Source organism: Bacillus cereus group sp. BfR-BA-01441 (assembly GCF_022663075.1).
GTDB classification, from domain to species: domain Bacteria; phylum Bacillota; class Bacilli; order Bacillales; family Bacillaceae_G; genus Bacillus_A; species Bacillus_A cereus.
In genome coordinates this window covers 17,783-29,947 of the sequence record NZ_JAKUEU010000063.1, presented here as the reverse complement: position 1 = coordinate 29,947, position 12,165 = coordinate 17,783, and the positions used below count along the sequence as shown (strand labels likewise).

Below are 12,165 nucleotides of genomic sequence, written 5' to 3'. Positions count from 1 at the left end.
CCAGTAGGCCCGGTGTTACCAGTAGGCCCGGTGTTACCAGTAGGCCCGGTGTTACCAGTAGGCCCGGTGTCACCAGTCGGTCCAGTGAATCCAGTACTTCCAGTCAGTCCGGTATTACCAGTGGGTCCAGTGAATCCAGTACTTCCAGTAGGCCCAGTGTTACCGGTAGGTCCGGTAGGTCCAGTAGCACCCGTTGAACCAGTGGGACCAGTAGGAAATTGAAAAGGTGGAACAGGTGGGAGTGTAGGTCCTATTGAACCCGGATTTAATGCAGCGGAGGATAAAAACTCGTCCAATATAATTCACCTCAAAAAAATCGTTTTACTAATAGTAAATGCAATGATATAGAAAAGTGAAATAGACAAGCGGTTAAATTTATGAAATTTAACAAAATAGTTATTTTAATCAAAAATAGCACCATGTGCCCTAATGGTGCTATTGGACCAAGAACTATATTTTTAATTTTTTAAAGTCCATTTAAGATATGAATTTTTTAATAAAAAGTGAATCAATTTTATCGAAATTCTTATTTGATATCAAAAATGTATATCATTTATCCAATAAAGATATTCGTTATCTCTTTATTATCATCATAGTCACCTGAAATATGTGCACCTATAAATGGAGTGCCATGCACCTTATTTTTAGAAATTACAAAGTTAAATTTAGAATGATTATCTAATGTACAAGTTATATGATAATCATCATCAATTTCGTAAATGTCTAAAAGCGTAGCTGCAAAGAACATTTTTAACATCCCTTTCCATATTCTGAATATAGAAATACCTTATTCTTTATGTAAGGTAATGGCTTATGCTAATAACACAGTTTTATACAAAATCCTTATTTTATAAAAAACGAAAAAGAGCACGCATATAAGTATGCTCTTTGACAAGAAAGGGTGATTCCTGTGAGTGGATGCCTTCATACAATATAACATATGCTTGTCCGATTAAAAGGTGAATGATTTATTTTGTCTTATTAAAATTGGATATAAAAAAGAGCACATTCGAACAGTGCTCTTTCTCGGAGCGTTATTTATTTATGAAGGTGAACTGCCCTCTCAAAATAGTATATGTAATTTTGAATAGAGTAGTGTTTGTACAAAAAAGGACCAGATAAATTTAATGGGAAAAGTGATAAAAAAATGTTATTTGATCAAAAGAAAAAAGAGCACATGTTGATATGTACTCTAAGATAATCATTTTAATATCTATTCAATTGTTTCTTTTGTATCAGGTGTATCAAATTTATCAATCAGCTTAAATATTACTTCTAAAAGAATTGTAGATAAAATTGCAAAGGTTAATACAGCATGTGGTGATAATTGCACTGCTGTGAAATTAAGTTTTGCTAGCCAAAAATATCCGACATACATTGACAGGAATGTACTAACAATTGAAATTGTAAATCCTAAGAAACCTAATTCTTTTAGCTTTTCTTCAGATAGTTTAAATACGCGTAATAAGAAAGAGAAGATGATTCCAACTATGAAAAATCCAATACATAAAGTCAATAGTGACATTATACTTGGGTATTCAACTTCATCAGGCATCCATTGTTTCATTCCTACAATTATGGCTGTAGGTAGTACGATAGGCATTAATAGTGGTGATACTATTAGAAAAATTGCCAATACTCTATTGATGTTGTTTGTTTCATTGTTGTTTTGATTATTCATAAAGCCTCCAAAAATAATTTTAAAATGATTTCCTAGTGGATTCTAGCACAAAAGTGTTAGCAAAGCCACAGTTAAAAAAGTGGATTTAAACAAAAACGCTGTTTTGTTAGAAAAGGAGAATGAAAATGGAAGAAAAATTAGTTTATGAAAATACGCATGGTGATCATTTGGATGTAGGAGGTGCAATAGAACACTTCTATGATAGTTTTCCTAGTAAGTGGGGACAAATGGTAGATGATTATGATGAGAAAACTAGTCATCTTGATAATTCACATGAGTGCATTGTAGTTATGGAAAATGGAATGAAATTAAGAATAGAGATTTTCCTGGATGATGATGCAGAAGACACTGAGGATGAGACGTGGATTTGTAAGGCGTATCAAATATTTTAATAAAAACTTCATTTTAATAACTTAGGAGGATGAATGATGGTTGTAGAAGCAAAAGTAACATTTGAATTAGATGAAGAACAAAAATTACAGTTTCAAAATGTAAGAGAAAATGAAGGGGAACAAGAAGCATTTTACTTTCTAGAAGAATTGATAATGAAAGGAATTGATTTGGCTGAATTTGTAGAGATGGAGTACAAGGATAAAAAATAACATTTCAGTCAAATCGAAAGGGGAAACTGTAATGGAAGTAGTGGAGATCGAAGGCCAGTTATCAATATTTAATATGGATGAAACAAAAAATAAACTATACGAAGTCTTGGGAACTAACGGCTATCATTGCGAGATTAGGAGTTATTACCTACACAACGATTACTTGGGTGAGGTTAAATACTTTTACGTTAGAACGACTGATGACATGATCATCGACATGTGTTTAAGTGAGTTTCCTGAAGTGTTTACGGTGTATAAGGGATTCAGTGAAATTGATATCAAGAAGATATACAGAGGCAGATTACAATAAAAATTTCATTTTGTAGAAAAACGCCAAAATAAAACGAGCACTTATAATAGAGCACTCGCTTAAAAAATATTCTGTGTATTGGGGTTATGTTTGTAAGTTATGAACCAATGAATGCCTGAAAAAAGGTTCAAGATAGTTTATTCATTTTAAAGTAAATGGGTACCTGTACTGCAAAAAGCAGCTAGCAAAAGCTAACTGCTCGGTTCTCCAAGGGGAAACAAGGAGAAAGTAACTTAATGGGTTGTTTGTAGTATTGACGGAATATTGAGTTTTATTCAGGGGGGTTACTAATTAAGTAGGTTACATGAGAAGTCCTATTAACATCCAGGCTGCCCCGATTAGAACTAAAGTTTCAAATGTAATCCAAAATTTTCTTTTTTCTGGTTTTTGAAATTCTTTAATTACAGAGAATAAAGCACTGATTCCTACAAGAGTGAAAAGAGCAATTCGGATTGTTTCAGTCATTTGCATCACCACCTAATATTTTAATAATTTAATTATATACTAATTACCATTTTATAGAAACTCAACAAAATAATCCTTTTAATAGAAAGTGAGGTTAGGAGAATGAAACCCTTGAAGAAAAGAAAAATCAGAAAAGCTATTACTCGTCGTGCAAAAGATGTGGAGAAGTATCAAGTGAATAAAGCTTGGAGAAACATTTTTGTACAAGCTGGTATTTTAAAGTGAATGCAAACAGAATATAGTCCGGCTAGAAAACTAGAGGACACCAATTCATTAAAGCAGTAATTAAAACTGTTTTAGGAAGGGGTGTCCTTTTTATTTTAAAAAGGGAGATGGGGAAATGCAGGGGTTAAAGGATCAGTTACGTGAATGGAAAAAGCAATCGAATCAAGCAAAGAAGAAAAAAAAGAAAAAACGAAAAGAGAAATTTAGCACTCGTGAAATTGAAGAGTTAATGGGGATTCATGGACCACGTTATGAACGCAGACGTGGAGCAATAAGACAAAAGTAATTTAAAAATAAAAAGGAGTGGTCTTACATGACTAAACAATTATCTTTCTTACCAAAAATTGATAGAACAGCGACACAAGAGGAATTAGAAGGTGTGTTGGAAAGTGTACGTATGCATAGACAATTTGGGATGATGCGTAAAGAAATGAAAGTCACTCCTTCTTATGAAATACGTGAGCACGGTCCTACACATACAGTTGGTAAGCAGTTAGAAGATGTTGCTATAGCAAATATTCAACAAAGTAAACGAGAAGAGTGGCTTGAAAGAATGTCAGTACGTATCGATCAGTTTCTAAATCGATTAGGAAACGGACGTGCTGGAAGTATTCAAAGGGATATTATTTATAAACGTTATTTAGAAGAAGAGGACGTATGTGATTACATGGTTTATAACGAAATAGGAATGTCGGAGCGCACTTATCGACGTTGGAAGTATAAAGCGTTTTATAAACTTGCTTTTGCACTTGGATTAGAGGTTTACGAGACAGAAGAAAAAGGAGGTAATGAATAATGAATTTCGTTCAGCCAATACGTGATCCAGAGCAAATACAGCAGCTAAAAGATTATTTTAAGGAAAAGAGCTTACGTAATTACATTCTCTTCATTATGGGAATCAATACAGGTTTGAGAATCTCGGACATTTTGAAATTGAAGGTAGGAGATGTCAAAGGTAGTCATATATCTATGAGAGAAAAGAAAACAGGGAAACAGAAACGAATACAAATTACTGCAGCATTGAAAAGAGAACTTAAATGGTTTATTGAAGAAAGAGAAGACAATGAATATTTATTACAAAGTAGACAAGGGAAGAATCGTCCAATTGGGCGTAGCATGGCATATAAGATATTGAGTGGAGCAGCGGCAGAGTTTGGATTAGATGAAATAGGTACACATACGCTTAGAAAGACGTATGGTTATCATATGTACATGCAAACAAAAAACATAGCATTACTTATGGAGATATTCAATCACTCGTCAGAGAAGGTCACGTTACGTTATATAGGAGTAAACCAAGATGCAATGGATAAAGCAATGACTAGGTTTAAAATTTAATCATTGCTTATTTCTTTTTTAGTCTAGGGGCATTGCAGCATTTTGGAAAAAAACTACGCTAAGAGTATGCAAGATTTTATACAGTTCCAGTAACAAACAAGAACCCTAAAACCGCGCTAGGATAGGAATGTATAAAAAAATGTATAGGCCCATAGAACAAAAAAGAAGGTTCCTTGGTTAGCATACGGTTTTCTCTTTTCATTGCTACCGATAATGAGACGTTATGAAAACCTTATAAGAATATCCTATAAAATCAAAATTACACAACATATCATTCTTTCTCAATGGTATAATAAGGAAAAAAGAGGGAGGCTCAATGAATTTTCTTATGCAAATTTTTGATGCTATATTTAATATACTGTATGACTTTTTTTCAAAGGGAATTTGGATAGTCCTGTTCTTCTTTTTCTTGAATAAATTGTACGAGAACCAAAGATTGGAGGCAACATCACGTGTGATTACTGCCGTTCTTCTTGGACTTTATCTCTTATACATTATTTTAAGACTACTAAACTACTAACTTATAAGATGAATAAATTGATATAAATCAACTTCCAATAATAGGACGTTATGTTAACCTCACATGAATAAGATATGCAAAACGAAACTGTAATATATATCTAGCCTTTATGTATGGTAAAATTTTCTGCAAAAAGGAGTTGTTATTAATGCTGGAATATGATCGTAACCTCCCTTTAGACTTTCAAGAAATTTCAGCTGTTGTTTATAACAGCCATACAGTTAAAGATATAAATTATTTAAGTCCATGTGGCGGAACAGTTCCTGCTTATTTAGTGGTTCCAAAAACAAGTACTCCTTCACCAGCAGTTATCTTTATGCATCCAGGACAAGGTAATAGAAAAAACTTTTTAACAGAAGCTGAGAAATTAGCTTTAAATGGTGTCTTTTCTCTGTTAATTGATGCACCTTTAGTACGTGGTACAGCTCCAAAAACCCCTTCCACAGAGCAAGAATTGCATTACATGGTAGAAGCAATGACTGATATTCAAAAATATATTCAAACAATACTCGATATTAGAAGAGGAATAGATTTACTATCTACTTTTAATAATGTTGATTCAAAACAAATTGCTTATATTGGGCATAGTTTAGGTGCTACTTGGGGAGGTGTCCTTGCGGGAGTTGAAAAACGTATTAAAACATATATTTTGATGGCAGGTTTTTCAAGTGTATCTATGTGGCATATAACAAGTGACCATCCTCTAGCAGTATTAATTCGGAATATGTTATCAGAAGAAAAATTCCATTCATTTATCTCAGCACTCGAACCCTTAGATGCTATTCACTACATAGACAAAGCTGTACCAGCATCTTTATTCTTTCAATTTGCTTATAATGACGAATTTGTATCAAGAGATCAAGCGAATAGTTTTTATACAAATGCAAATCTACCTAAAGAAATTATCTGGTACGAGACAGATCATCTCTTTACAGCATGTGATACTGCTTCTGAAGATAGGATTAAATGGCTATTCAAAAATTTGAATTTAAAACTAAATAAACAATAATTTTACTTCCAATAATGAGACGTTATGTTAACCTCACATGTATAGAATATACAGCAAAATCAAACAACATATCATTTCTCTTAAATGGTAAAATGGGGAAAAAGGAGGCTCTAAATAATGCCTTTAGAAAACTCTATGTATTACATAGGAGTTGCTATTATTTTAGTAATCATCGGTGCACTGTTTGGCGGGATTATACGTATAATTCGGCATACCAACAATCGCAAAAAACAGGATCCAGTTGAACAAAAGTTGGATAAGGTTATTCAACTGTTAGAAAAACAAAATAAAGATTGACCCTCTCTCTAAACAGAAGGGGTTTGCTGTTTATTTTGAAGGGAGTGTAAACCTTTGAACAAATATCAAAAAATTTCCCTCATGGTCATGATAGGACTTCCTGTTTTTTTTCTCATTCTGTCAGTAATTACAAACAATTGGAGATTCTTTTTTTGGAGTTTACCACCGAGCTTTATATCTGGAATGACAGGCTATTTTGTAGCAAAAAACTCCTCTAAAGATATGAATAAAAATGTATAGTAAAGGCTTTATTTTTAGGTAAAACAACTTCCAATAACGAAAATTATGTAAATAAGCTGTCCACATGGGCAGCTTATTTTATTTTTGTCTTAGCTTGTTTTTCAAAATATTAGTGGTATCTCTATACGGTTACTCATAATTTTCGTACTGTGTAACTCAAAAGAGAAAGTGAAATGAAATCAAGGATACCAAGGGATTAGACGAAGGGTTCAGTTACACACAATATAAGATATGGGTAATTGGTTTGGTAAGGAGTTATTTGGTATATTAGTAAATATAAATATTGAATGGGAGTTGGAAAGATGAGATTAGATTCTACATTAAGTTTTGCAGCAATAATTACATTAAGTTCATTTGTTTTGCTACATTACGTTATCGAACCACGAAAGGAAAAGAAAAGAAAAAAAAGTGAGAAATTCAAGAATTTTTATGCGCCATTATATATGATGATAAATGCTAGATTGTCTTTGATAAGGACACATGGTAGACGTAATGGTGCAAAAGAATTATATTTTTCTGATGCAGGATCACCGCCATTTATAAATGATAATTATATGATTGAATTTGTCTTGGAGAATTCTTCATATGCAAGTGTTAGATTATTAAGTAAACTAGATGCCTATATTCGCAGTTGTACGGAATCAGGTGGTGGTGATCATGAAGAAATTGAAGAATTAATTAAAATAGTGGTAAAAGAATATCAACAATTAAGAAAAGAATTAAAATTAGAATATAATAAAAGTGAATTAGAAACAGGTATTCCACAATCAATACAAATATTAAGAAATTTGCATAAAAGATAAGTGGCAGAGTCGTGACCGCTTTTTGGCAGGAAATATGCCGGTTGTTTTGGAATAAACGTGATATATTTGTATTGTGAGAAGTGGCGGAAAACACAACTCATAAAATTCCTTTGTACAATATTTTTTCTAAACGGCTTCATTATGACGGCATATAAAATCCGAAACCAGCAGATGGTAATGATTGAATGTTACCGTTATTAAGGAGAGCTTTTGCTCTTCTTCCAGTTACTTAATAATATGGGTAAAGATGAATGTAACAGTATTAAGTGATTGGAAGAAGAATAAAACTTCATTTACCGTATTTATATAGTAATAACATAAGAAATTGACGAAAGGGCAACTGATATATGATTGCTCTTTTTAATCATTATTACAGCTTTTTATTGTTTTAATTTGAAAGTAAATGGTAAAATTGTATTAAAACAATATGGGGGATAAATGATGGGGAATCCAAATAAAGATAAAACTTGTTTCATTATTACACCGATTGGTGATGATCAATCTGATATAAGAAGGGCTGCTGATGGAGTAATAGATGCAGTAATTACACCAGAATTATTAAAAATTGGATTTTCTGAGGAGAATATTAAAGTTGCGCATAGAATGGCGAATCCAGGTTCTATAAATCAGCAAGTTATTGAATGTATCCTAGAATCAGATTTAGCTATAGCTAATCTCACTACCTTAAATCCAAATGTAATGTATGAGCTTGCAATTAGACATGCAGTTAGAAAACCTGTTATTCAACTTATTCAAAAAGGAACAAAGAAATTACCTTTCGATATTATTGAAGAACGTACAATTTTTTATGAAAATGATATGTCAGGCGTAATAGAGTTATCTAAAGGTTTAAGAGAAATGTTACCTTTTGCGCTTGATGATATAGAACCAGATAATCCTATATATAGAGTTGCAAAACAAAAGGAAATTATGAAGAAAATTACTACAAATGAAGAACCTATGCAATACATAATTGAACAAATGAACAATTTACAAAATCAAGTGTCAAAGTTAACACCGTCAATAAATAATAATCGAAATACGTATAATAGTGGAAATGTTGTAGTAGAAAACGGTACAAGAAAACGAGTTTATACATTTTCAGTTGATGATGCTATAATAAGCCATTCTGAAGTAATGGAGAGACTAAAAGAATTTAAACAAAATAATCCTGATATAAAGATGAATTACAGTATTACTGAAAATATATTAGCTGTAGCATGTTCCGCATCTCGTGGAATAATGTTCGATGGACTGCTAAGTTATGTACTAGATATAGATGGAGTAAAACTATCGGGTGGTCAAAATATGTATTTGATGCAATAGTTTGATTGATGATTACTTTAAAAGTAAAGCATTCCTTATGGAGTGCTTTTTATTTTGGAGGAGGATGAATAATGAAGCTAACAAAACAAGAACAAGCGGTTGCAATTGGTACATTCATTTCAATGTTAGGACAGGACCTTGTAAATGAGCATATCGATAAACAACAACTAGAAAGTGCAATTCCAATCTTTAATGAGTTGGAAGATAATACAACACCAAAGCAAAAGAGAGAAGCGATGATCAGTTTGCTCGGTAAGGCCATGGATGAATTTATTAAAAATAAGGAGTGAGGATAGATGCAAGTCTATTGTTCTAGTTGTAATAAAGGTTATGATATGCAACCACAAGTAGCACAGCTTCCAAAAAGGATTGAGAAGTGTTTCTATATTTGTCCTCATTGTAATCAGGAACATGTTGCTGCATATGTGAACGATAAGATTCGTAAACACCAAGCGGACATTGCAAAGTGTCATGAACGGATTAATAAAAAGAATCTTGCTATCGAGGATGAAATGAAACGGTTAAGAAAGAGGATGGAAGGTGCCAAATAAACCATTCAAGCCGTGTAAGTCGTTAGGTTGCAATGAACTCACACGGGATAAGTATTGTGCTAAACATATCGAAAAGGAAAAAGAAACTGTAAAATATTACGACAAACATATTCGAAACAAAAGCTCACGTTCATTCTACAACTCAAGATTGTGGAAGGATATGCGTGAGCTTATTTATCGTAGAAATCATGGCTTATGTGTTCAATGTAGAAGCAATGACATCATCAAGATAGGTGATGTAGTCGATCACATCATTCCGATTCGTGTGGATTGGTCAAAGCGATTAGAGCCAACTAACTTACAAACACTCTGTCACGCTTGCCACAATAAGAAAACAAAAGAAGACGAGAAGAAAAATAAAAAATAATTGGAAAGAAAAAAATCATAAACATCCCCCCACAATGAAAAAGAAAAAGGTGATTTCCTGGAGACCGCCGCCTAGCTTTCCGTGTAAAAAGTTCGTTTTATTCCATAAAAGGGGGTTCAGCCGAGGGAGGTGTTTCTCATAGGAAGGAAAGCGAAGCCGATTCATTTGCATTTATTAGAAGGTAATACAAATCGGTTGACAAAAGATGAAATTGAGCAGCGATTAAAAGCCGAAAAACAGTTACAAGCAAAAAAGGACAAGGTAAAGCCACCAACATGGTTAGATTCAGTTGCAAAGAAAGAGTTTAGGAGAATTGCTGGTGAATTACTGGAGCTAGACGTTATTACAAACATAGATGTGAATGCATTAGCAACGTATTGCGATGCTTATTCTGACTATGTTGAATGCACCAAAATTATCCGAGAAGAAGGACTCCTTGTTGAATATACCAATAAGGCAGCTGAAACTAATAAAGTTCCACATCCACTACTTACAAAGAAGAAACAGTTGCATGAACAAATGAAGGCTTTGGCTGTTGAGTTTGGTCTTACACCGAGTGCAAGAGCGAAAATTGTCATTCCAAATATAAAACAAGGTCCTAAAACAAACGTAGAGAAGGAGTTTGACGTATAACATGATCAGACAATGGATGTTGGACTACTGTGATGATGTATTAAATGGTGAAGTTGTTGCTTGTCAGAAGCATAAACAAGCTTGTAGACGATTTTTAAGAGATATTGATCGTGAAGGATCTGAAGATTTCCCGTATGTTTTTAAGGAGGAAAAAGCGCTTCGTTTCTTAAAATGGATGTCTCTTTTTAAACATACAAAAGGAAAATTAGCAGGTCAGAGAATTGAACCACATTCCATACAAATTTTCGTATTTAGCAACATTTACGGATGGGTTCATCGTAATACAGGATTAAGGCGATTTAAAAAGGCGTATTGGCAAGTTGGACGTAAAAACGCAAAGTCTCAATCTTTAGCGTGTGTAGGTTCTTATGAAGCAATGGCATTTGGTGAAAATATGTCAGAAGTCTACATTGGTGCTACGAAAACAGAACAAAGTAAAATTGTCTGGAATGAAATTAAAGCACAAATGAATGGATGTGAGGATTTAAAAGGAAAGTTCAATATTGCGTATGGGAAAATTGAACATCTTAAAACGGATTCTTTTATTTCAGCGCTATCAAAAGATGCTGGGAAATCTGGTGATGGACTGAATGTTCAGTGCGGAATTATTGATGAATATCATGCACATCCTACTTCTGAAATTTATGATGTTCTGGTATCAGGTTCGGGCGCTCGTCCGAATCCACTCATGATGATTATAACGACAGCTGGTTTCAATTTGAGTCATCCTTGCTATCGTGTGGAGTATCAATATGTTTCTAAGATTTTGGACCCTAATATTGATATTGAAAACGAAGAATATTTTGTCATGGTTAATGAATTAGATAAAGATGATGAGATTACGAATCCAGAGGTGTGGGAGAAAGCAAATCCAATCCTATGTAGTTATGAAGAAGGGCGTTCTTTCTTAAAAGGAGAACTTCAATCAGCTCTTGATGTGCCCGAGAAAATGCGTAATTATCTTACGAAAAATATGAATAGATGGGTGGATATGAAAGAAAATGGCTACATGGATATGCAGAAATGGAAAGATTGCAAAGAAACAGTGGAATTATCCGAATTAAAAGGGTTGGAATGCACAGTAGGTGTCGATTTATCTGCAAAAATTGACTTAACAAGTATTTCATTTGAGTTTAAAAAGGATGATAAGTATATCGTAATTAGTCATAGCTTTATGCCAGAAGATACGTTAGCTGAAAAGAGACAAACGGATAAAGTTCCTTATGATCTGTGGGTACAACAAAAATGGATCACAACAACACCTGGTGCAGTAGTTGATTATGAATATATTAAAACACATATTAGAAATATGGAAAAAGATCATAAATTTAAAATTAAAGAAATATGTGCTGATCCATGGAATGCAACGCAATTTATGCAAGACATGGAGGCGGAAGGGTATACCATGATAGAGATACGTCAAGGTATGGCAACCTTATCAGGTCCTACAAAGGATTTTCGTGAACAAGTGTATCAAAAGAAGATCATCCATAACAACAACCCTGTACTGAACTGGGCAACGAGTAATGCTATAACAAAACAGGATGCTAACGAAAACATTATGTTGGACAAGTCGAAAACAACAGAAAGAATTGATCCGATAGCGGCTGTAATTAACTCGCATGTTCGATGCATGCTTAATTCTGGTGAGATGGACTTAAACTCCTATATTTTAAGTCAAGATTTCTCATTCTAGGAGGAATCACATGCGATTCTTATTATTTTTCATAAGTATTTTAGAAGATATTCTATTGATTTCTGGGTTGTCCATTATTGTAGGGACGACTTTTTTTGTTAA

The 12,165-nt window shown here is 33.4% G+C and carries 21 protein-coding genes; 17 read left to right on the top strand and 4 right to left on the bottom strand.

Annotated features, from left to right (window positions below; translation table 11 throughout):
* From MR107_RS21885 to MR107_RS21875, 3 genes are all read right to left on the bottom strand, one after another.
* Positions 1 to 296: exosporium leader peptide-containing protein (locus MR107_RS21885; protein ID WP_255854722.1), on the bottom strand; the 296-nt coding region annotated here is incomplete at its 3' end.
* Positions 297 to 553: 257 nt separating this feature from the next.
* Positions 554 to 748: a hypothetical protein gene (locus tag MR107_RS21880; protein WP_226368707.1), complete on the bottom strand. Its 195-nt coding sequence runs from the start codon at positions 746 to 748 to the stop codon at positions 554 to 556.
* A gap of 465 nt (positions 749 to 1,213) precedes the next feature.
* A complete protein-coding gene (locus MR107_RS21875) occupies positions 1,214 to 1,681 on the bottom strand; it encodes an epimerase (protein WP_226368708.1) in 468 nt (155 codons plus the stop codon).
* A 125-nt stretch (positions 1,682 to 1,806) separates the two neighbouring features.
* On the opposite strand from MR107_RS21875, the gene MR107_RS21870 reads away from it, so the two are divergent.
* Genes MR107_RS21870 through MR107_RS21860 form a run of 3 tightly spaced genes read left to right on the top strand, consistent with a single transcriptional unit; the run spans position 1,807 to position 2,593 of the window.
* The gene (locus tag MR107_RS21870; RefSeq protein ID WP_242292703.1) at positions 1,807 to 2,073 is read left to right on the top strand and encodes a hypothetical protein; all 267 of its coding nucleotides are present in this window, start codon (positions 1,807 to 1,809) and stop codon (positions 2,071 to 2,073) included.
* A gap of 36 nt (positions 2,074 to 2,109) precedes the next feature.
* Positions 2,110 to 2,283: a hypothetical protein gene (locus MR107_RS21865; protein ID WP_242292702.1), complete on the top strand. Its 174-nt coding sequence runs from the start codon at positions 2,110 to 2,112 to the stop codon at positions 2,281 to 2,283.
* Between the two features lie 31 nt (positions 2,284 to 2,314).
* Entirely contained in the window at positions 2,315 to 2,593 is a 279-nt protein-coding gene (locus MR107_RS21860) for a hypothetical protein (RefSeq protein ID WP_242292701.1), read from the top strand.
* Between the two features lie 300 nt (positions 2,594 to 2,893).
* Here the strand turns inward: MR107_RS21860 and MR107_RS21855 are convergent, their stop codons facing one another.
* Positions 2,894 to 3,058, bottom strand: a complete 165-nt coding sequence (locus tag MR107_RS21855) for a hypothetical protein (RefSeq protein ID WP_000140899.1) — start codon at positions 3,056 to 3,058, stop codon at positions 2,894 to 2,896.
* Between the two features lie 102 nt (positions 3,059 to 3,160).
* Between MR107_RS21855 and MR107_RS21850 the strand changes: the two genes are divergently transcribed.
* The 14 genes from MR107_RS21850 to MR107_RS21790 all read left to right on the top strand — a co-directional run bounded on the left by MR107_RS21850 (position 3,161) and on the right by MR107_RS21790 (position 12,063).
* The gene (locus MR107_RS21850) at positions 3,161 to 3,283 is read left to right on the top strand and encodes a DUF3983 domain-containing protein (protein WP_048558235.1); all 123 of its coding nucleotides are present in this window, start codon (positions 3,161 to 3,163) and stop codon (positions 3,281 to 3,283) included.
* 115 nt (positions 3,284 to 3,398) lie between these two features.
* Positions 3,399 to 3,569: a hypothetical protein gene (locus tag MR107_RS21845; protein WP_242292700.1), complete on the top strand. Its 171-nt coding sequence runs from the start codon at positions 3,399 to 3,401 to the stop codon at positions 3,567 to 3,569.
* Between the two features lie 27 nt (positions 3,570 to 3,596).
* Positions 3,597 to 4,079 carry an ArpU family phage packaging/lysis transcriptional regulator gene (locus MR107_RS21840; protein ID WP_242292699.1) on the top strand — a complete coding sequence of 161 codons (483 nt, stop codon included), beginning with the start codon at positions 3,597 to 3,599 and terminating at the stop codon, positions 4,077 to 4,079.
* Positions 4,079 to 4,621, top strand: coding sequence for a site-specific integrase (locus MR107_RS21835; protein WP_016090301.1), 543 nt, complete (start codon positions 4,079 to 4,081; stop codon positions 4,619 to 4,621). The genes MR107_RS21840 and MR107_RS21835 overlap by 1 nt, the downstream gene beginning before the upstream one ends.
* Before the next feature lie 316 nt (positions 4,622 to 4,937).
* Positions 4,938 to 5,141: a hypothetical protein gene (locus MR107_RS31745; RefSeq protein ID WP_109737585.1), complete on the top strand. Its 204-nt coding sequence runs from the start codon at positions 4,938 to 4,940 to the stop codon at positions 5,139 to 5,141.
* 148 nt (positions 5,142 to 5,289) lie between these two features.
* Entirely contained in the window at positions 5,290 to 6,150 is an 861-nt protein-coding gene (locus tag MR107_RS21830; protein WP_242292698.1) for an alpha/beta hydrolase, read from the top strand.
* A 117-nt stretch (positions 6,151 to 6,267) separates the two neighbouring features.
* The gene (locus MR107_RS21825) at positions 6,268 to 6,447 is read left to right on the top strand and encodes a DUF4083 family protein (protein WP_242292697.1); all 180 of its coding nucleotides are present in this window, start codon (positions 6,268 to 6,270) and stop codon (positions 6,445 to 6,447) included.
* A 542-nt stretch (positions 6,448 to 6,989) separates the two neighbouring features.
* A complete protein-coding gene (locus tag MR107_RS21820; protein ID WP_242292696.1) occupies positions 6,990 to 7,490 on the top strand; it encodes a hypothetical protein in 501 nt (166 codons plus the stop codon).
* A gap of 441 nt (positions 7,491 to 7,931) precedes the next feature.
* Entirely contained in the window at positions 7,932 to 8,816 is an 885-nt protein-coding gene (locus MR107_RS21815) for a hypothetical protein (RefSeq protein ID WP_103653111.1), read from the top strand.
* A 71-nt stretch (positions 8,817 to 8,887) separates the two neighbouring features.
* Positions 8,888 to 9,106, top strand: coding sequence for a hypothetical protein (locus MR107_RS21810; protein ID WP_242292695.1), 219 nt, complete (start codon positions 8,888 to 8,890; stop codon positions 9,104 to 9,106).
* 6 nt (positions 9,107 to 9,112) lie between these two features.
* Complete coding sequence (locus tag MR107_RS21805; RefSeq protein ID WP_103653113.1) at positions 9,113 to 9,367, top strand: hypothetical protein; 255 nt, start codon at positions 9,113 to 9,115, stop codon at positions 9,365 to 9,367.
* The gene (locus MR107_RS31740) at positions 9,357 to 9,734 is read left to right on the top strand and encodes an HNH endonuclease (protein WP_103653114.1); all 378 of its coding nucleotides are present in this window, start codon (positions 9,357 to 9,359) and stop codon (positions 9,732 to 9,734) included. Before MR107_RS21805 ends, MR107_RS31740 begins: the two co-directional genes overlap by 11 nt.
* Before the next feature lie 129 nt (positions 9,735 to 9,863).
* Positions 9,864 to 10,367: a phage terminase small subunit P27 family gene (locus MR107_RS21795; RefSeq protein WP_144469463.1), complete on the top strand. Its 504-nt coding sequence runs from the start codon at positions 9,864 to 9,866 to the stop codon at positions 10,365 to 10,367.
* A gap of 1 nt (position 10,368) precedes the next feature.
* Positions 10,369 to 12,063: a terminase large subunit gene (locus MR107_RS21790; protein WP_242292694.1), complete on the top strand. Its 1,695-nt coding sequence runs from the start codon at positions 10,369 to 10,371 to the stop codon at positions 12,061 to 12,063.
* Positions 12,064 to 12,165 lie beyond the last annotated feature (102 nt).